The organism is Shimia sp., from assembly GCF_022448905.1.
GTDB lineage: Bacteria > Pseudomonadota > Alphaproteobacteria > Rhodobacterales > Rhodobacteraceae > Shimia.
On record NZ_JAKVCW010000005.1, the window covers coordinates 265566 to 284678 of the forward strand.

A 19113-nucleotide genomic window follows, 5' to 3' on the forward strand; every position below is an offset into this window, starting at 1 on the left:
ACACATCCCGCCAAGGTGCCGCGAATGGCAAAGCTGCGTCAGGCAAAACACAACCATGCCGGAGGTCCCTACTCTCCGGTTGCGTGTTGCCATCGGCGCGCTGATGCGCTGCTTTGTGGAACAGGTGAACACCCCGGAAACCATGGCAACCGCACTCTCAATAAGCGCGGTCTGCTAAGTCACCCAGTATGGCAAAGCCACCGTGTGTCGGCGTCTGTCCCCCCGAAGGCGAAATGAATCGCTGAGAGAACCTAACAAGCTGGTGCCAAATCCGGCAACTGAACTTCGATCTTGACTCAGGCATTCGCCAAAAAGAATCTATCCACAGGTTATTAAGTGCCTGTAATAAAACAATCTTAACGAAAAATTTGATCCGTTCTAAGGCGAGGCATTCACAAGATTATCCCCGGACGTTGTGGATGGAAAAACCGCTCTGACTCGGCTCTAAAACCCCGATTTTGTCTGCCTTTTGCGGGCAGTGGCCACATCTGGTTGTTGCGCCTCTGCCACAGCCGTTTTGCCGACCGGCGAGTCGCAAAAAAGGAATCGCCCACAGTTTCAGCACGACTCACTTACATCGGTTTGACCCTCTGGGTTGATCGACGTCCGCCCGCTCCCTATCCGGCTCTTGCTTGCACCAGCCTGTCCGTGCATTAACAGCCAGATGGCAAAGCAACTGGATTACCATACCATCCGGGAGATCTTCTCCCGGTTTGAGGCAGCCGAAGCCGAACCCAAAGGGGAGCTGGACCATACCAACGCTTACACGCTGGTGGTGGCTGTGGCCCTGTCGGCGCAGGCCACGGATGTGGGCGTGAACCGCGCCACCAAAGAGCTGTTCAAAATTGCGGACACCCCGCAGAAGATGCTCGACCTTGGCGAAGAAGAGGTGATCGAGCATATCAAGACCATTGGGCTCTATCGCAATAAGGCCAAGAATGTGATCAAACTCAGCCGCATCCTGGTGGATGACTACGGCGGAGAGGTGCCCAACTCCCGCGCGGCGTTAGAAAGCCTGCCGGGTGTGGGGCGTAAGACCGCCAATGTTGTGCTGAATATGTGGTGGCGTTATCCGGCGCAGGCCGTGGACACGCATATCTTCCGCTTTGGCAATCGCTCCGGTGTGTGCCCCGGAAAAGATGTGGTGGCGGTGGAACGGGCCATCGAAGACCAAATTCCCGTGGACTTTCAGCTCCATGCCCATCATTGGATGATCCTGCACGGCCGCTACGTGTGCAAAGCACGCAAGCCCCTGTGTGGCACCTGTCTCATCCGTGATCTCTGCCTATTCGAGGACAAAAACTTATGACGCAATACCAAGTGGTTGGCATCGGCAATGCCGTTGTTGATGTGATCAGCCAATCTGACGACAGCTTTCTGGACCTGATGGGCATTCAAAAAGGCATCATGCAACTGGTGGAAAAAGAGCGTGGCGAAATGCTCTATGCGGCGATGACCAACCGCAAGCAGGCGCCGGGCGGTTCTGTCGCCAACACGCTGGCGGGCCTAGGGGCACTGGGCCTGTCGACTGGGTTTATCGGACGGGTGAGTGATGATGCGCTGGGGCAGTTTTACGCCAGCGAAATGCAAGCGGACGGCACCGATTTTGTGAACCCGTTGGTTGAGGACGATGAGCTGCCGACGTCCCGGTCGATGATCTTTGTCTCCCCGGACGGCGAGCGCTCGATGAACACCTATCTGGGCATCTCGTCCGAAGTGGGGCCGGACGATGTATCCGATGACGTGGCCGGCAAGGCGCAGCTGCTGTTCCTTGAAGGCTACCTCTATGACAAGCCCAAAGGCAAAGCCGCTTTTGAGCGGGCCGCGAAGCTCTGCCAGGACGGCGGCGGTAAAGCTGGCATTGCTCTGTCTGATCCCTTCTGCGTGGAACGTCATCGCGATGATTTCCGCCGGTTGGTGAAAGAACTCGACTTTGTGATTGGCAATGAACACGAATGGCAGTCGCTCTATCAAACCGACCTGAGCGCGGCTCTTGAACAGGCGGCCCAGGACTGCGGCATGGTTGTGTGCACCCGGTCTGGTCAGGACGTTGTGCTGCTGAGCGGTGACGAAGAGGCCACCGTGCCGGTGAATGAAATTGTGCCTGTGGACGCCACCGGTGCGGGTGATCAGTTTGCTTGTGGTTTCCTCTATGGTGTGGCCACTGGCCAGTCGCTGGAAGTGTCGGGCAAAATGGGCTGCATCGCGGCGGCAGAGGTTATCAGCCACTATGGCGCGCGGCCTGAGGCGGACATCAAAGCGCTGTTTCAGAAGGCCGGTTTGATCGGTTAGAGAGCTATCTCAAAGTTCTGCGCTGGTGGTGAAGTAAGACGCCTACGGCGGGGATATTTGGGGAATGAGAAAACAAAAGGCACCCTGATACCTGCCGGTCGACATTGCGCGATGCTTACAGGGTATCAGGGTGTCTTCTCATTCACGGCCATCGGCTTCCCAGCCTGTTCCGCAAGAACATCTTGGCAACTTTTGGTTAAGGGCGCCTTAACGTGCTTCTCATTCCTGCAATATCCCGGGATGAAATGGGCCATCCGGCCCAAGAGGGGCTGGCCCCTCTCATCGCAGTGACGCGAGTGCCATATCTGCCAATTGGGCGCTGAGTTCTGCCACAAAAGTCTCTGGCTCATCTGCGCGCGGGCGATACCAGAACACCGGTGCGTTGATCAGAAGCAGCAGCGATTGCATCGCGATGGAGGTGTTTTGCGTGCGGAAGCTACCGTCTTGCATGCCGGCTTGCAGGACGTTCCGAAACAGGTTCTCGTACGCCTTACGCTCCTGTTGGATTTGCGCAAACAGCTCCCGTTCCAGAGCAGTGGTCGATTTCTGTTGCACGCCGACATAGGACTGAATGATCACCTTGTGATAGGGCAGCGTGCGCAGGACCTCGGGAATATGGGTCAGGACCATCTGCCGTAGGTTCTCTTCCGGTGCGGCGTCCGGGGCAATCACCGGCGGCACTTTTTGCAGTACAAAATCCGCCGCGCGTAGGCAGACTTCGGCCAGAAGCACACCTTTGGAAGGGAAGTGATGATAAATCCGCCCCTTCGTGGACCCAAGCTGACGCGCCACGTCGTCAATTGACGCGGTGTCCGCCCCCAACCGCATAAAGACCTCGGCGGCGGCATCCAAAATCTCGGCCTTTGAGGCGCTCATCGCTGGTTTCTTGGTGTCCGCCATGGGGCCTCACAGGATCTGACTAACGCAACGTCGCGCCATTCGCCTCCGTTGACAGCATACTCAGTAGTATGTTTGCCTCGCAGGTGCAATCTCCGACCCAAGGGGCGGAGGCCTTGGGAGGGGCATTTGCATGGACATCGACACATTTCGCAGCGAGACCCGCGCGTGGCTGGAGGTCAATTGCCCGGCGGAGATGCGCACGCCGATGGGCGAGGACGACATCTGTTGGGGTGGGCGCAAGTTTGTGTTTCGCTCGCCAGCGCAGAAGCAGTGGTTGGAGGCTATGGCTGCCAAAGGGTGGACAGTGCCAGCCTGGCCTAAATCCTACGGCGGCGGCGGGCTTTCTGGTGACGAACAAAAGATTTTGGCCGAAGAGATGCAGCGCATCAATGCGCGGCCGCCCTTACAAAGCTTTGGAATCTGGATGTTGGGGCCGGCTTTGTTGCAGTTCGGCTCTGAAGAACAGAAACGCCACTACCTGCCCCTAATTGCGCGCGGCGAAATCCGTTGGTGTCAGGGGTACTCCGAGCCCGGTGCAGGCTCCGATCTGGCGGGGTTGCAGACCAAGGGCGTGGATAGGGGAGACCACTTTGAGGTCACCGGGCAGAAGATCTGGACCTCCTATGCCGACAAGGCGGATTGGATTTTCTGCTTGGTGCGCACGGAGCCGGAGGAGAAGAAACACACCGGCATTTCCTTCCTGCTCTTTGACATGGAAAGCGCAGGTGTCTCCACCAAACCGATCAAGCTGATCTCTGGTGCCTCGCCGTTTTGCGAGACCTTCTTTGATGGTGTGAAAGTGCCCAAAGATCAGATTGTCGGCGCACGCGGGCAGGGCTGGACGATTGCCAAATACCTGCTGACCCATGAGCGGGAAATGATTGGCGCGGCGGACTCGGCGCTTTTTGCCAAGTCGGATCTTGCGGCAGATGCGCTTGCAGCCATTGGTTTGGACGACACAGGCCGGTTGGATGATCCCATGCTGCGCGCGGAGATGGGGCAGTTTCTGGTCGATGAACTCTGTTTTGATGCGCATCTGGATATGACCGGCGCCTACATGCGCGCGGGGCATGAATTGGGTGCGCGGTCTGCCGAGTTGAAGTACCTCGGGACCGAATTAAATAAGCGCCGCCAAAGCCTGCGCGTGGCGGCTGGCGGCAGCGACGATTTGGTCTGGGAGGGCGCGGCCAATGATGCGGGGCAGGCGGCCAAAGACTGGCTGCGCTCCAAGGCCAATACCATCGAGGGCGGCACCTCGGAAGTGATGTTGTCGATCCTGTCCAAAGCCGTTTTGAAACTGCCGGGGTAAAGGCGCATGGAACTTTTGAGCGAAGACCAACAGCTGATTGCCGATTCTGCGGCGGGGTTTCTGCGCGATGGGCATGGCATTGCCGCGTTTCGTGCGCTGAGAGAGGTTGGCGATGATGCGAACAGCGCGATTTTGGCGGACCTCGCCGAGATGGGCTGGATGGGGATCGTGATTCCAGAGGCCCTCGGTGGCGTCGGGTTGGGTTACCGCGCGGCGGGGCTTATTGCCGAAGAGCTGGGGCGTAACTTGACGGTCAGCCCTTTTGTGTCTTCCGCCATTTTAGCTGGCACCGCGCTGGCTTCGGCTGGAGGCGACCTGGCCCAAAACTGGGCACCCAAAATTGCCACCGGCGACGCCGTGGTTGCGTTGGCGATGGATGAAGCGGCCAAACACCGTCCGGAGCGGATTGCCACAGCCGTAACAGGCGCGCCTGGCGCGCTGAAATTGAATGGGCGCAAAACCTACGTAGTGGATGGTGGAGTCGCGGATCGTCTGATTGTAACCGCCAAGCGCGGTGATGACTTGTGCTTGGTGATGTGTGATCCCCTTGCAGTTGGCGTAACGCGCGCGCCGCAGGTGATGCTGGACCATTGCAACACAGCGGCCGTGATCTTTGAAGATGTAGAGATTGCTGGGGCGGACATCCTTGCGCAGGGGGCGGCAGCAGACCAGATTTTGGCCAAGACGCTTGCGGCGGGGCGCGCGATTGCGGCGGCGGAGCAGCTTGGGGTAGCCAAAGCGGCGGCAGAGCAGACCTATGACTATCTGCGCACGCGCAAACAGTTTGGCGTTTTGATTGGGCAGTTTCAGGCGCTGCAACATCGGGCAGCGGATTTGTATTGCGAGTTGGCGCAGGTCTCTTCGCTGATCGCAGCGGCGTTGAACGCATTGGATGAAGACAGTGCTGAGGTCGAAACCCTGACCCGTGCGGCCAAGGCCAAGATGGCGCGGGTTGGGCGGCAGGCCACCGAAGAAGGTGTGCAGATGCATGGCGGCATTGGCATGACCGATGAGATGGACCTGGGGCTCTTAATGAAACGCGACCGCGCCTTGACCGAGTTTCTGGGCGACGCAGGCTATCACACCGAATGGATTTTGCGGCAGCGCGGCATCTAGTTTGGGTTGAGTGCATTTAACGTACGATGGCGTATGGAAAAAGAGGGGTGACGTAACGGAGCTTTGCGCAAGCGGGGAAATGGAGACTTGACGCAAAAGCCTTCGCTCCGAAGACTGAGCATAGAAAAAGCCGGTCCTAACCGGCACGGGAGGATACATTGGAAGTTGTGCAACTGCTCGTCAGCGGGCTTGCGAATGGCTGTGTCTACGGCTTGATCGCGCTTGGCTTCGTGCTGATCTACAAGGCGACTGAACAGGTGAATTTCGCCCAGGGCGATTTCATGATGCTCGGCGCCTTTGTGTGTTTGGGGCTGACAAACGCCCACTACATGGGGCTGCCGTTTTGGATCGCGGCGCCTCTGGCCATCGCGATCATGGCGGTGCTGGGCTATTTGCTCGACTTCTTTGTGCTGCGCCACTTATTTGGCCAAAGCCAGACAGCGGTGGTGATCCTGACCATCGCGTTGGGCTTTGTCATTCGCTTTGTCGCTGGTGTGATCTGGAGCCATGAGCCACAGACCTTGGAAAGCCCGCTGGCCATTGGCGACTTCAACATCGGCGGTGTGGTGTTGGGCATGGCGGACATTGCGGTGATCGTGGTGACGGTGCTGCTCACCTATTTCCTCTATCAGTTCTTCCAGCGCACCAAGCTGGGCTTGGCGATGCAGGCCGCAAGCCAAAACCAGATGGCGGCTTACTTCATGGGCATTCCAGTGAAGCGCGTGCAGGGCATGATTTGGGGTCTGTCCGGCGCAGTGGCCGCGGTCGCGGGTATTCTCTTTGCCTCCAAAGGCGCGATTGATCCCAACGCGGGCTTGCTGGGCATCAAGGCCTTTGCCGCTGCGGTGATTGGCGGGTTTGGGTCGCTACCCGGTGCGCTGATGGGCGGGCTGATTGTAGGTGTGATCGAGCCCTTTGCCTCCCGCTACTTCCCGGCAGGTTACAGCCAGATTGCGCCCTATACGCTCCTTCTTTTTGTGCTGGTGTTCCGCCCACATGGCCTGTTCTCGCAGGTCCGGGTCAAGAAGGTCTGAGCGCATGCGGATACATTTCAAAACATCCTACGAACATGACATCCGGCTTTTTCCCGACTGGTGGAGCTTTTGTGTCTACGCAACGCTTATTGTGATCGCGGTGGCCCTGCCGTGGCTGATGGATGACTTCTTCCTCGGTGAAGTCACCAACGTGCTGATCTGGGCCATCGCGGGCCTTGGCCTGATGCTGCTGACCGGGCAAACCGGTCAGGCCAGCCTTGGCCATGCGGCCTTTTTGGCGCTGGGCTGTTACTCCTGCATCATCTTTATGGAGCAGGGTTGGCCATTCCTGATCGCCTTCCCAGCGGCGGGCATTCTGACTGGCGTGGTCGGCACCATCATCGCCATCCCGGCGATCCGCTTGCATGGCATTTACCTTGCTATTGCGACCATCGCGCTGTCCATTTTGGCCGATGACATCATTGTGCTGATGGAGCCGATCACCGATGGCGTGTCCGGCAAGTTTGCTCCGATGATCAATATCTTCGGCATCGAGATCGAACGCTGGACCACACCGGACCGCTTCTACTGGCTGGTGCTGGCCGTCACGATCCTCTGCACGCTGGCCTATCGCAACCTACTGCGCTCGCCCTTGGGGCGCGCCATGGCGGCTGTGCGAGATAGTGAAGTCTCAGCCACCGCCATGGGTGTGCATATCGCGCGCACCAAAGCGGCGGCTTTTGGCATCTCCTGCGCGATCACCGGATTGGCCGGGGCGCTGATGGGATTCTATGCGGGGGCGTTTAACAACGAGACCTTCTCCATCGTGATCTCCATCACCCTTCTGATGATGATTGTGATCGGCGGGCTTGGCTCCATTCACGGCGCGTTTTTTGGCGCGGTGGTGGTGGCGTTCTTGCCGCAATTCCTGTCGATGACCAAAGACCTGATCGGCGGCAGTTCGGTGGCCATTCCTGGTCTGGAAACCGGCGTGTTTGGCATGATCCTGATCCTCTTCATCCTGTTTGAACCGATGGGCATCTACGGCCGCTGGATGAAAATCCGCATCTGGTTTGAGCTCTTCCCCTTTGCGCGCAAAGACATGTTCAAGCGTCAGAAGAGCTATCTGAAGACGGAGCGTTTGAGATGAGCACTTTGCTGGAAATCAACAACGCGACGCTCAAGTTTGGTGGCGTTGTCGCGGTCAACGATCTGACGTTTTCGGTGGAAGAGGGTGAGGTCTACGCCATCGTAGGCCCCAACGGCGCGGGCAAATCCACGGTCTTCAACCTGATCTCGCGCTTTTACAATCCGTACGCTGGATCAATCACCTTTGATGGCCATAACCTCTTGGATCGCAATGCAGATTCCGTGGCCGACCTCGGCATCGCGCGCACGTTCCAGAACATTGAGCTGTTTGACCACGCCACGGTTCTGCAAAACCTGCTGGTGGGTCGGCACCGTCATCGCAAGACCAATTTGGTGCAGGAAATGCTCTTCACGCCCAAGGTGCGGCAGGAAGAGAAGCGCCATCGCGAGGCTGTTGAAGAGGTCATCGATTTTCTCGATCTGCAGCCCTACCGCGACAAGATGATCGCGGGGCTGCCTTATGGGGTGCGCAAGGTGGTCGAACTGGGCCGCGCGCTGGCGTCTGGGCCGCGGCTTTTGCTGCTTGATGAACCGGCCTCTGGTCTCTCGGTCGAGGAAACCCAAGACATGCGCTGGTGGATTGATGACATCCGCAAACAGATGGGCATCACCGTTTTGATGGTGGAACACGACATGGGGCTGGTCTCCGGCGTGTCCGACCGTGTGCTGGCGCTGGCCGATGGGGCCAAGCTCGCCGAAGGCACGCCGCAGCAGGTGCAATCCGACCCGGCCGTGATTGAGGCCTATCTTGGCGCGGGGGCGGCGTGATGGGCGAAACAGTGCTTGATATCAAGAACATCGAGAGCTTCTACGGCCCAATCATGGCGATCCGTGGCGTGTCGCTGAAGGTCGAAAAGGGGCAGGTGGTGACCGTGCTGGGCGCCAATGGTGCAGGCAAGTCGACGCTCCTGAAAACCATCTCCGGCATCATGGACCCCGAAAAGGGTCAGGTGGTGTTTGAGGGCCGCGAAATCCAAGGCATGGAGCCCCACAAAGTGGTCGGCCAAGGCATCGTACATGTGCCCGAGGGCCGTGAGGTCTTCCCGCTTCTGACGGTGGACGAAAACCTGTCGCTTGGCGCCTACACGCGCAGTGACAAGGCGGAGATCGAGAAAGATCGGCAGATGGTCTTTGACTACTTCCCGATCTTGGCCGAACGCCGCCACCAAGAGGCGGGCACGCTGTCCGGTGGACAACAACAGATGCTCGCCATTGGGCGCGGCCTGATGCTGCGTCCCAAGATCATGCTGCTGGATGAACCATCCTTGGGTCTGTCACCGCTGTTGGTGCAGGAAATCTTCGCCATCCTCAAACGCCTGAACAAAGATGAAGGCGTGACCATGATGCTCGTGGAGCAAAACGCCAAGGTTGCGCTGGAACTGGCGGATGTGGGCTACGTGATGGAAGTCGGCCGTATTGTGATGGACGACACCGCCGAACGCCTGATGGAGAGCGAAGACATCAAAGCCTTCTATCTGGGTCATCAGGAAGAAGGCGCGCGCGGGGAACGGCGCTGGAAACGCAAGAAAACATGGCGCTGAGGGGAGGCAGGATCATGAACATTCACACCACATCCCAGCCGCCGGAGCAGGTCGAAATCAACGGCGTGATTGTCTCTGCCACACCGGGGCAGAAACCTGCGCTTGTGGACGGATGCGACACGGTTGTTGGCCTGTTCCAGAAACGCTGTGAACAGCTGCGCGACCGCACCGCGCACCGCGAAAAAGACCTCGGTATCTGGCAGAGCTATTCCTGGGCCGACTACTGGACCCATGCCAAATGGATCGGCCTTGGCCTCCGGGCCTTGGGGTTGGAGCGCGGCGAGGTGGTTTCGATCCTTTCCGAAGACCGCAAGGAATGGCTTTATGCCGACATGGGCATCCAATGTGTCGGCGGCATTGCGTCGGGCGTTTACACCACCGACAGCGCCAGCCAGTTGGAATACCTTCTGCGCGACAGCGGCAGCCGCTTCCTGTTTGTGGAAAATGACGAGCAGCTCGACAAATTTCTGGAGATCGAAGACCAAGCCAGCCATGTGGTGAAGGTCATCATCTTGGACCAAGACGGGCTGCATGACCTGCGCCACGACAAATGTGTGTTTCTGGACGACCTCTATGAAACCGGGCGTGCCTATGAGGCGGAAAACCACGGGGTCTTTGAAGAAGAAATCAAAAAGGCAAAACCAGAAGACACGGGTCTGCTGATCTACACCTCTGGCACTACCGGCATGCCCAAAGGCGCGATGCTGTCGCAGGAAAACGTGATCGCCGCCTGTGTGTCCGGCGCCCATGCGCTGCCGACGATGGACAAGGATGAACAGCTCTGCTTCCTGCCGCTGTGCCACATCCTGGAGCGCAACGTCAGCGCCTATTTCCCGATTGCAGGCAAATCCACCGTGAACTTTGCCGAAAGCCCGGAGACGGTTTTTGACAACCTGCAAGAAGTCTCCCCCGCCCATTTCACCGCTGTGCCGCGCGTTTGGGAGAAGATCTATTCTCGCGTGCTGGTGCTCGCGCAAGAGGCCACGACCATTGGACGGTTGTGTTTCAATCTGGCCGTCAAAGCCGGACTAAAACGCGCGGATTACCTGCTCGCGCGCAAGCCGGTCCCAAGCGGGGTGCAGCTCAATTACGCGATCTGGGATTTCCTGGTGCTGCGCAATCTGCGCCGGATGCTTGGCATGGACAAAATGCGCCGCGGTGGCACCGGCGCGGCCCCGATCAGCCCGGAACTGATCCGCTGGTATTGGGCGATTGGCGTGCAGCTATTGGAAGGCTACGGCATGACCGAAAACGCCGGTCTGGCCTCCATCAACCTGCCGGACGACAACAAACTGGGCAGTGTGGGCAAAGCCGTGCCGGGGTTTCAGGTGCGTCTTGCCGAGGACGGCGAAATTCAGACCTTTGGCCTGAACAACTTCCAGGGCTACTGGCGCAACAATGAGAAAACAGCGGAGACCTTCACCGAGGATGGCTGGCTGCGCACGGGGGACGTGGGCAAGCTGGACGAGGACGGCTTTGTCACCATCACCGGGCGGCTCAAGGACATCATCATCACCGCTGGCGGCAAAAACATCACTCCGGCGGAGATCGAAAGCCGTCTGAAGTTCAGCCACTACATCTCGGATGCGGTGGTGATTGGTGATGCGCGCAAATACCTGACGTGCCTGATTATGATCGATCAGGAGAATGTGGAGAAATACGCCCAGGATCGCAAAGTACCGTTCTCGGATTTTGCCTCGCTCTGTGCCGCTCAAGATGTGGTCGACCTCATCAAGGGCGAAGTGGACGACGTGAACAAAGAGTTCGCGCGGGTGGAACAGATCAAGGAGTTCCGCCTGATCAACGTCTTGCTGACGGCGGAGGATGAAGAACTGACCGCGACTATGAAGCTCAAGCGCAGCTTTGTGGAGAAGAAACACGCGGGACTCATAGAGGAAATGTATTAACATCGATTTCATGTGGCCCCAGACCACACTTCAAACGGGAGGAAACTATGAAGAAACTGACGACTGTACTGGCAGTTGGCGCGGCGGCGCTGGCTTCCCAGGTCGCTGCGGACACGCAAGGCGTGAGCGACCGCGAGGTGGTGATTGGGTCCGTAAACGATCTGTCCGGCATCTTTGCCGCGGTGGGCGTTCCGGCGGTCAATGGCGCCAATATGCGCTTTGACGAAGTGAACGCCGCCGGTGGCGTGCACGGGCGTCAGATCCGGTTTGTTGTGGAGGACAACGGCTACCAGATTCCGCGCGCGATGCAGGGCTACAACAAGCTTCTGAACCGGGACAAAGCCTTTGCCATGCTGCTGTCTTTGGGCACGCCGATGAACGTGGCCGGCTTCAAACTGCTCGATCCCAAAGGCATTCCAAATGTTGGCCCCCTGTCGGCAGCGCGGCAGATGCTGCAGGAGCCGATGGACAACAAATTCATTGGTTTCTCAAGCTATTACGACCAAGTGCAGGTTGGCGCGAAATACCTTGCGGAAGAGTTTGAGGCCAAAAACCTCTGCACCATGTACATCCCGTCCGACTTTGGCAAAGAGATTGCCGAGTCCACCAAAGACCTTGCCGAGAGCATGGGGCTGAGCATGGCGGGGGAAACCACACACAAGCCGGATGAGCTGGATTTTGTCGGCTCTCTGACCAAGCTTAAGGCGGCGGAATGTGACGTGATCACCATGGCGCTGGGCGTGCGTCAGGGCATCACGGTTGTGGGCACCGCCAAGAAGCTAGGCTGGACCGATGTGAAATTCCTCAACACCTCCGCAGGCTTCCTGGAGCCGGTGGCGATGGTGCCGAGCGGCGTGACCGATGGGCTCTATGCAGCGGCCGGTTGGCGCGATCTCTATGAGCGTGCGGCCGATCCTGTGCCGGGCAAATTCATCGCAGACTACAAAGCCAAGTTTGATCAGCCTGCATCTGGCTTTGCGATGCTCGGCTATTCCGCAGCCGACACCGTCGTGCGCGCGCTGGAAGCGGCCGGGCCTGACCTGACCCACGAAAGCTTTATCGCCGCCATGGAGACGCTTGACTATACGGACGAGCTCACTGGGTCGCAGACCACCTACGGTCCGGACGACCACCGCGGCGCGGATGAGGTTGTGATTTCCGTGGTGGAAAATGGCGGCTGGAAGACGGTTGCTGTGAAGTAAGCAGGTTGTTTGGATGAGACAAAGGCTCCCGGAGGTATTCGGGAGCCTTTTTTGTGGAAAGCGAAGATCGGTGGGGCGGACTAAGTGGGCGCGGCGATTTTCAAAATTCTCCTCCGTCGAAGGTCTCGTATCCCGGACTGTGCGCTCGTCCATCGTCAACCCTGTTATCGTAGCCGGATTTTTCAACTTCTGAATTGTAAGAGAATGACACAAGACCAAACAAAAACAGAGTTAAGGCAACAAAGTAGATCCACCAAGGCCCGGAAAGTTGAAAAGTTATTCCACCAACGATCGGGCCAAGGAGAGTTATAGCGATTTTAGGCCAAAGTTTCTTCATGAACAAAGCTTACCTCCCTTAAACCGAAAGCCATAAGAATTCTTTTCAGATTGTCACCATGGGCTCAAAGCTGGCTATCAGAGCAACGCGCTCATTTTCAATCCAGGTGTATTCAGCCAGCCAAAGTGCGGTCCGGATCAGCACCGTAGATGCCCGGGCCAGCGCATGACCGCCCCCATGGGCGTGCGCTCTTGCAGCGGTTTCGAGAGCTTGCGAAGTCGGGAGACGTGTGGCGGACATAAAGTGCCAATCGGTTCGGTCAGCGGCGCCCACCCGCGGTCGAGCGCTGTCCCACTGTTGCACAGAAAAATTCCCCGCAGCCGATGGTCTGGTCTGCGGGGAAGGCGGGAGTGAACTTGTTCTTGCACAGTCCCCATAAAGACCGCGCGCCTGTCCCTAAATTGTCCGCGGCCCTTCCGTGAGTGGATGTGCCCACGCCGCACAGGTTGGAAGGAGGATTCAACCCGGGCGCTCTGGCGACCACCTGCTCCCAGACATACCTTATTTTGCGACGTTTGGCTACATATTGTGTCGATTTTGTAACCGCTGTGTAGATGCAGCGGGTTACTGCCAGGTCACATCGCCCAAAAAGATATAGCCTGCGCCGTAGATGGTTTTGATAAGACGCGGGTTTTTCGGGTCTTCCTTGAGCTTGGTACGCAGGCGGGAAATCCGCACATCCATGGCACGATCAAAGCTTTCGCCCGCCGCGCCGCCCAAGGTCTCTTGCATCTGCGCCCGGCTGATCAGCCGCTTGGGGCTGTCGAGAAACAGCCGCAGCACCTCGCCTTCCGCATGGCTGAAGGTGGTTTCCGCGCCGGTTTCATCGACCAAAACGTAGCGATCAAAATAGGCGGTCCAGCCGTTAAACACGGCGGTGTTGGCCGCCACCGGCGCGGCGGGTTTCTCTTTGCGAAGTCGGGCGCGCACACGTGCCACCACTTCGGTGGGGTCAAACGGCTTGATGATGTAGTCGTCCGCACCCAACTCCAGCCCGGTGATCCGGTCCTGCACTTGCGCGCGACCGGAGATGATGATCACCGCTGCGCCCAGTTCCAGCGCCAGCCGATGCACCAGCGACAGCCCGTCTTTGTCTGGCAGGCCAAGGTCCACGAGGCAGACATCCGGCGTGGTGGACTTGAGCGCGGCCTCAAACTCGGTGGCGCGGGAAAACGCCATGGTGCGAAAACCAGCGTCCTCCAAAGCGTCCGCCAAAATCATGCGGATTTCCGGTTCATCGTCCAGGATGGTGACAAGCGGGGCGGTCATGGCGGGGCTCACTTCGGATGCAGAAATTGGTCAAGCTGCGCCGCCGTGAAGGGCTTGGGCAGCACCGGCGCGCGTGCGGCGCCTTCGATATAGAGATCATGGCTCTGGGGCAAGCTGGTCATCAGGTAGGTGGGTACTCGGTCACGGCCCAACTCACGGATCAGGTCCACACCAGTCGCATCGCCTTCCAGCGAAATATCTGACAACACCAGCGTGATATCTGGCAGCTGGTCCAGCAACACGCGGGCTTCGTCCACGCTGGCGGCTTCGATCACCGTGTGCTTCATATCGGTCAGCATATCGCGGATCAGCCCGCGCAGGTCCGGGTTGTCCTCCACCAACAGCGCCAGACCCGGGGTGGAATCCTGCACCGCGCGGCGCAGCGGCAGACGCAGCACCACCTGCCCGCCGGTCTCGGTGTTGGCAATCTTGATGTCGCCGCCCACCAGCTTGGTCATGTCATAAACCATCGCCAGCCCAAGGCCGGAGCCATCCGCGCCTTTGGTAGTAAAAAACGGGTCCAGCGCATGTTCCAAAGCCTCTTCAGAGAACCCCGGCCCGGTGTCGCGCACAGTGAATTGCACCCAGGTGTTCTGCACCAGCTCCGCAATCAACAGGATTGTCCCGCCCTGACCACAAGCATGAGCCGCGTTCAGCAGGAGGTTCACCAGCGAATCGTGCAGCATGGCTGGGTCCAGCAATACCGCGCCCTCTGGAATGCTGTTCTCAATGATGAGCGCAACCTCGTCGCCTACTGTTGGCTGCGCCAAGGTTTCCAGCTCAGACAAAAAACCCGTCATGTCGGTGGGCGCCAGTTTTGGCACCCGTGGCCCGGTCACATTGGCGAGGTTGTCCAGCAGCGTGCCGCCGCGCCGCGCCGCCCCCAAGGTGGCCTCGATCAGCGAACTGGCGTCTTCGGGCAGGTCCATTTTCTGCAACTTGGCCTGCGTGCCCAGAATGATGGTCAGCAGGTTGGAGAAGTCATGCGCCAGACCGCTGGTCATCTGCGCCGCAATCTCGCGCCGCCGGGTTTGTTGCAGGGCCACCCGTGCTTGGGTTTCCTCGGTCACGTCCATCGACAGCACGTAGACACCGCGCGCCGCGCCTTCGTTGTCATCCGGCGTAAACGCCGCCCGAATGCGCCGCGTGCTGGGGTGTTCGTTGAATTCAAACACCGATGGCTCGCCTTTGAAGGCCTTGTCCATATGCGGCTTGATATGGCTGTAGGCGTTTTCGCCCAAGGCCTCACTGGCGTGCATGCCGACGATGTCAGAAGGCCGTCCCGGGATCACCGCGCTCAGACGGCGGTTGGAGTAGGTATAAAGCCGGTCCGGCCCGACATGGGCGATATGCGCCGGCATCATCTCAGCCGTCAGCCGCATCCGCGCCTCGCTATCCGTCAGCTGCCGCTTCACCTCTTCCAGCGCCTGCACGGTGGCTTCCAACTCACGGTTTGTGGCGGACAGCTCCTCGGCGTATTGCAGCAACTGATCCGACAGCTCCTCAGAACGGGACCGCAAAAGCGCCTCTTGCCGCTTGGTCGAGGTGATGTCGGTATAAACCGCAACCCAGCCGCCCTCTGGCAGGGGCGACCCTTCGACAGAAACCCAACGCCCGTCTGCGCGTTTGCGCTCAAAATAGTGCGGCTCAAAATTTAGCGCGCGGTCGACGCGCTCTTTGATGAAGGCCTCTTTGTCCTCATCCCGGATGTCGCCGTACTCGCCATTTTCGATCAGAAAGCGGATGGTCTCAGAAAACGGTGCCCCTGGTTGGGATAACACGCGCGGAATGGAAAACATCTCCCGAAACCGCGCATTGGCGACCACCAGCTTCAGGTCGCTGTCATAGATCGACATCGCCTGTTTGATCAGGTTCAGACCGGCAACAGTCATGGCCTGTGTGGCTGCGGCTCGCTCCATTTCGGCTCTCCTTCTCCTCTACCGCTAACACTCAATTTGGGGGTGCGAAAAGGGGCAAATGGCGCTTGTTACAATTCGTAAGGATTGGGAAAACTTTAAGAAAAAGTTGACCAACAGGGTGAAACACGCACCACTAGAGGTGGAGAATCGCTCACGCGGTTTTGGCCCGTTTCGGCGGGCTTAAGGGAGGAAAAGAATTTGGCACAGTCGTCACAGGCGACCGGCGGACTGACGTCCATTCCGGCGCTGTTGCAGCGGAACGCCGCCCAGTTTGCAGACAAGGATGCATACCGGGAGAAAGAGTTCGGGATCTGGCAGACCTGGACTTGGGCAATGACCGAGAAAGAGATCGAAGCGCTGGCGCTTGGTCTGATCAATCTGGGTGTGAAAGAGGGTGACTTTGTCGCCATCATCGGGCGCAACCGCCCGTATTTCTATTGGTCGATGGTTGCCGCCCAATCCGTGGGCGCGGTGCCTGTGCCGGTCTATCAGGACAGCGCGGCTGAAGAGATGGAATACATTCTGGGCCACTGTGGCGCGAAATACGCCATCGTTGAGGATCAGGAGCAGGTCGACAAGATCATCGAGATCCAGGAAAAGCTGCACACCTTTGAGCATATGGTCTACATCGACCCGCGTGGGTTGCGGAAGTACGACCACCGCCAGCTGCATGAGTTCAGCCACATTCAGGCGCAGGGCCGTGCCGCCCATGACGAGCTGATCGGCGAGCTGAAATCCCGCCGTGAAAAGCTCGACTACGACAGCACCTGCGTGATGCTCTACACCTCCGGCACCACCGGCAAACCCAAAGGTGTGGTGCTCTCCAACCGCAACGTGATCGAAAGCTCCAAAAACTCTGCGGAGTTTGACGCGCTGACCGGTGACGAAGAAATCCTGTCTTACCTGCCGATGGCCTGGGTTGGGGACTTCATCTTCTCCGTGGGGCAGGCGTATTGGTGCGGCTTTTGTGTGAACTGCCCGGAATCGGCAGACACCATGATGACCGACCTGCGCGAAATTGGTCCAACCTACTACTTCGCGCCGCCGCGGATTTTTGAGACCTCGCTGACCAATGTGATGATCCGGATGGAAGACAGCGGCGATCTGAAATACGCGCTGTTCCATCACTTCATGGACTTCGCGAAGACCGCTGGCGAGAAATACGGCATGCCCAAGCGCAGCCTGGCCAAGCCGGACATGAAGCGCCGCATCAAAAACGGCTGGCGTTATGCGATGGGCCTGGGTTTTGCGATGGAAACCATCGTGGAAAACGGCATCCGCATGGCCTTCACCAAACTGCGTCACGGCAGCAAGGCGCGCGAGCATTTCAAAGCCAAAGATCCAATCCTGCTGAACCTCTATCGCGGCAACCTGCGCGACTACTTCAAGTATCGCATGGGCAACGTGCTGGTGTATGGCCCGCTGAAAGACACGCTGGGCTTTGGCCGCGTGCGTGTGGGCTACACCGCTGGTGAAGCGATTGGTCCAGAAATCTTTGAATTCTACCGCTCGCTCGGCATCAACCTGAAGCAGCTCTACGGACAGACCGAAGCCACCGTCTTCATCACGGCACAGCCGGATGGTGAGGTGCGCGCGGACACTGTGGGCGTGCCAAGCCCTGACGTGGAAATCAAAATCGACGACAACGGAGAAATCCACTACCGCAGCCCGGGCACTTTTGTTGAGTACTACAACAACCCGGAAAGTACCGCCTCCACCAAGGACGCGGAAGGCTGGGTGGCAACGGGCGACGCGGGCTTCTTTGAAGAGAAAAGCGGCCACCTGCGCATCATCGACCGCGCCAAGGACGTTGGCAAAATGGCCGATGGCTCCATGTTTGCGCCTAAGTATGTTGAGAACAAACTGAAGTTCTACCCTGACATTCTTGAGGCCGTGCTGTTCGGCAATGGCAAGGACCGCTGCGTGGCCTTCATCAACATTGACCTGACGGCGGTGGGCAACTGGGCGGAACGCAACAATATCGCCTACGCCTCTTATCAAGAACTGGCGGGTCACCCGAAGGTGCTCGACAGCATTCAGGAACATGTGGAGGCGGTAAACCGCTCTGTGGCGGATGACCCGATGCTGGCAGGCTGTCAGATCCACCGCTTCCTGGTTCTGCACAAAGAGCTGGATGCGGATGACGGCGAAATGACCCGGACCCGTAAGGTGCGCCGTGTCATTGTGGCCGATAAGTTCAAAGACCTCGTGGACGGGCTTTATGACGGTTCCACCAGTGTCTCCACCACCACCGAGGTGACCTATGAAGATGGCCGCAAAGGCAGCATCAGCGCGACCCTCGAACTGCGCGACGCCCAAGTTGTGCCAGTAGCAAGCAAGATGGCAGCGGAATGAACGACATGAGCAACGATAGCTACGTCACGGACGACGGCCGCACCATCGGCCCAACCGTGATGGAAATGAAAAACATCACGTTGCGCTTTGGTGGTGTGAAAGCGATCACCGACATCAGCTTTGACATCCGCGAAGGCGAGATCCGCGCGATCATTGGTCCAAACGGTGCAGGCAAGTCGTCGATGCTGAACGTCATCTCCGGCTTCTACGTGCCGCAGGAAGGTGAGGTTTGGTACAAAGGTGCAAAGCGCCCGCCGATGAAACCTTATGAGGTGGCGCAGCAGGGCATCGCCCGGACCTTCCAGAACATCGCGCTGTTTGAAGGCATGACTGTTTTGGACAACGTCATGACTGGACGTCTTCGTCAGATGAAAGCCAATATGTTTGAACAGGCCATCTGGAAAGGCAAAGCTGAGCGCGAAGAGGTTGAAAACCGCGAAGTGGTTGAGAAGATCATCGACTTCCTCGAAATTCAGGCGATCCGCAAAACCCCGGTTGGGCGTCTGCCATATGGTCTGAAGAAACGTGTGGAACTCGCCCGTGCGCTGGCGGCGGAACCCTCGATCCTTCTGCTGGACGAGCCAATGGCGGGCATGAACGTTGAGGAAAAAGAGGACATGTCCCGCTTTATCCTCGACATGAACGATGAATTTGGCACCACCATCGCACTGATCGAGCACGACATGGGCGTGGTGATGGACCTGTCCGACCGCGTGGTCGTGATGGACTACGGTAAAAAGATCGGCGACGGCACGCCGGACGAAGTGCGCAACAACCAAGACGTCATCGACGCCTATCTGGGAGTGGCACATGACTAAGCAACTTTCTGAAATCACACTGAAA

General features: G+C 58.3%; 16 protein-coding genes. 13 read left to right on the forward strand and 3 right to left on the reverse strand.

Annotated features, from left to right (window positions below; genetic code table 11):
• The first annotated feature begins 55 nt into the window (after nt 1-55).
• The 3 genes from MK208_RS08075 (at nt 56) to MK208_RS08085 (ending at nt 2292) form a co-directional block, all read left to right on the forward strand.
• Entirely contained in the window at nt 56-178 is a 123-nt protein-coding gene (locus tag MK208_RS08075) for a hypothetical protein (protein ID WP_294115724.1), read from the forward strand.
• 486 nt (nt 179-664) lie between these two features.
• A complete protein-coding gene (gene nth, locus MK208_RS08080; protein WP_294115726.1) occupies nt 665-1309 on the forward strand; it encodes an endonuclease III in 645 nt (214 codons plus the stop codon).
• Complete coding sequence (locus tag MK208_RS08085) at nt 1306-2292, forward strand: adenosine kinase (RefSeq protein ID WP_294115728.1); 987 nt, start codon at nt 1306-1308, stop codon at nt 2290-2292. Before nth ends, MK208_RS08085 begins: the two co-directional genes overlap by 4 nt.
• A 279-nt stretch (nt 2293-2571) precedes the next feature.
• Here the strand turns inward: MK208_RS08085 and MK208_RS08090 are convergent, their stop codons facing one another.
• On the reverse strand, nt 2572-3192 hold the full coding sequence (locus MK208_RS08090; protein ID WP_294115730.1) for a TetR/AcrR family transcriptional regulator: 621 nt from the start codon (nt 3190-3192) through the stop codon (nt 2572-2574).
• Between the two features lie 130 nt (nt 3193-3322).
• Between MK208_RS08090 and MK208_RS08095 the strand changes: the two genes are divergently transcribed.
• From MK208_RS08095 to MK208_RS08130, 8 genes are all read left to right on the forward strand, one after another.
• On the forward strand, nt 3323-4501 hold the full coding sequence (locus tag MK208_RS08095) for an acyl-CoA dehydrogenase family protein (RefSeq protein ID WP_294115732.1): 1179 nt from the start codon (nt 3323-3325) through the stop codon (nt 4499-4501).
• Nucleotides 4502-4507: 6 nt separating this feature from the next.
• Complete coding sequence (locus tag MK208_RS08100; protein WP_294115734.1) at nt 4508-5617, forward strand: acyl-CoA dehydrogenase family protein; 1110 nt, start codon at nt 4508-4510, stop codon at nt 5615-5617.
• 158 nt (nt 5618-5775) lie between these two features.
• Nucleotides 5776-6651 (forward strand): branched-chain amino acid ABC transporter permease, encoded by an 876-nt coding sequence (locus MK208_RS08105; RefSeq protein ID WP_294115736.1) that lies wholly within the window; start codon nt 5776-5778, stop codon nt 6649-6651.
• Nucleotides 6652-6655: 4 nt separating this feature from the next.
• Nucleotides 6656-7741 carry a branched-chain amino acid ABC transporter permease gene (locus MK208_RS08110; RefSeq protein WP_294115738.1) on the forward strand — a complete coding sequence of 362 codons (1086 nt, stop codon included), beginning with the start codon at nt 6656-6658 and terminating at the stop codon, nt 7739-7741.
• A complete protein-coding gene (locus tag MK208_RS08115; RefSeq protein WP_294115740.1) occupies nt 7738-8508 on the forward strand; it encodes an ABC transporter ATP-binding protein in 771 nt (256 codons plus the stop codon). The genes MK208_RS08110 and MK208_RS08115 overlap by 4 nt, the downstream gene beginning before the upstream one ends.
• On the forward strand, nt 8508-9281 hold the full coding sequence (locus tag MK208_RS08120) for an ABC transporter ATP-binding protein (RefSeq protein ID WP_294115742.1): 774 nt from the start codon (nt 8508-8510) through the stop codon (nt 9279-9281). The genes MK208_RS08115 and MK208_RS08120 overlap by 1 nt, the downstream gene beginning before the upstream one ends.
• A gap of 14 nt (nt 9282-9295) precedes the next feature.
• A complete protein-coding gene (locus tag MK208_RS08125; RefSeq protein ID WP_294115743.1) occupies nt 9296-11188 on the forward strand; it encodes a long-chain fatty acid--CoA ligase in 1893 nt (630 codons plus the stop codon).
• A gap of 47 nt (nt 11189-11235) precedes the next feature.
• Nucleotides 11236-12390, forward strand: coding sequence for an ABC transporter substrate-binding protein (locus MK208_RS08130; protein WP_294115745.1), 1155 nt, complete (start codon nt 11236-11238; stop codon nt 12388-12390).
• A gap of 901 nt (nt 12391-13291) precedes the next feature.
• Here MK208_RS08130 and MK208_RS08135 read toward each other — a convergent pair.
• On the reverse strand, nt 13292-13996 hold the full coding sequence (locus MK208_RS08135) for a response regulator transcription factor (protein WP_294115747.1): 705 nt from the start codon (nt 13994-13996) through the stop codon (nt 13292-13294).
• 8 nt (nt 13997-14004) lie between these two features.
• The gene (locus tag MK208_RS08140) at nt 14005-15915 is read right to left on the reverse strand and encodes a PAS-domain containing protein (RefSeq protein WP_294115749.1); all 1911 of its coding nucleotides are present in this window, start codon (nt 15913-15915) and stop codon (nt 14005-14007) included.
• 198 nt (nt 15916-16113) lie between these two features.
• On the opposite strand from MK208_RS08140, the gene MK208_RS08145 reads away from it, so the two are divergent.
• Together MK208_RS08145 and MK208_RS08150 are read left to right on the forward strand one after the other, a co-directional pair.
• The gene (locus MK208_RS08145) at nt 16114-18270 is read left to right on the forward strand and encodes an AMP-binding protein (protein ID WP_294115751.1); all 2157 of its coding nucleotides are present in this window, start codon (nt 16114-16116) and stop codon (nt 18268-18270) included.
• A complete protein-coding gene (locus tag MK208_RS08150; RefSeq protein WP_168591110.1) occupies nt 18267-19088 on the forward strand; it encodes an ABC transporter ATP-binding protein in 822 nt (273 codons plus the stop codon). Before MK208_RS08145 ends, MK208_RS08150 begins: the two co-directional genes overlap by 4 nt.
• The last annotated feature ends 25 nt before the right edge of the window (nt 19089-19113 follow it).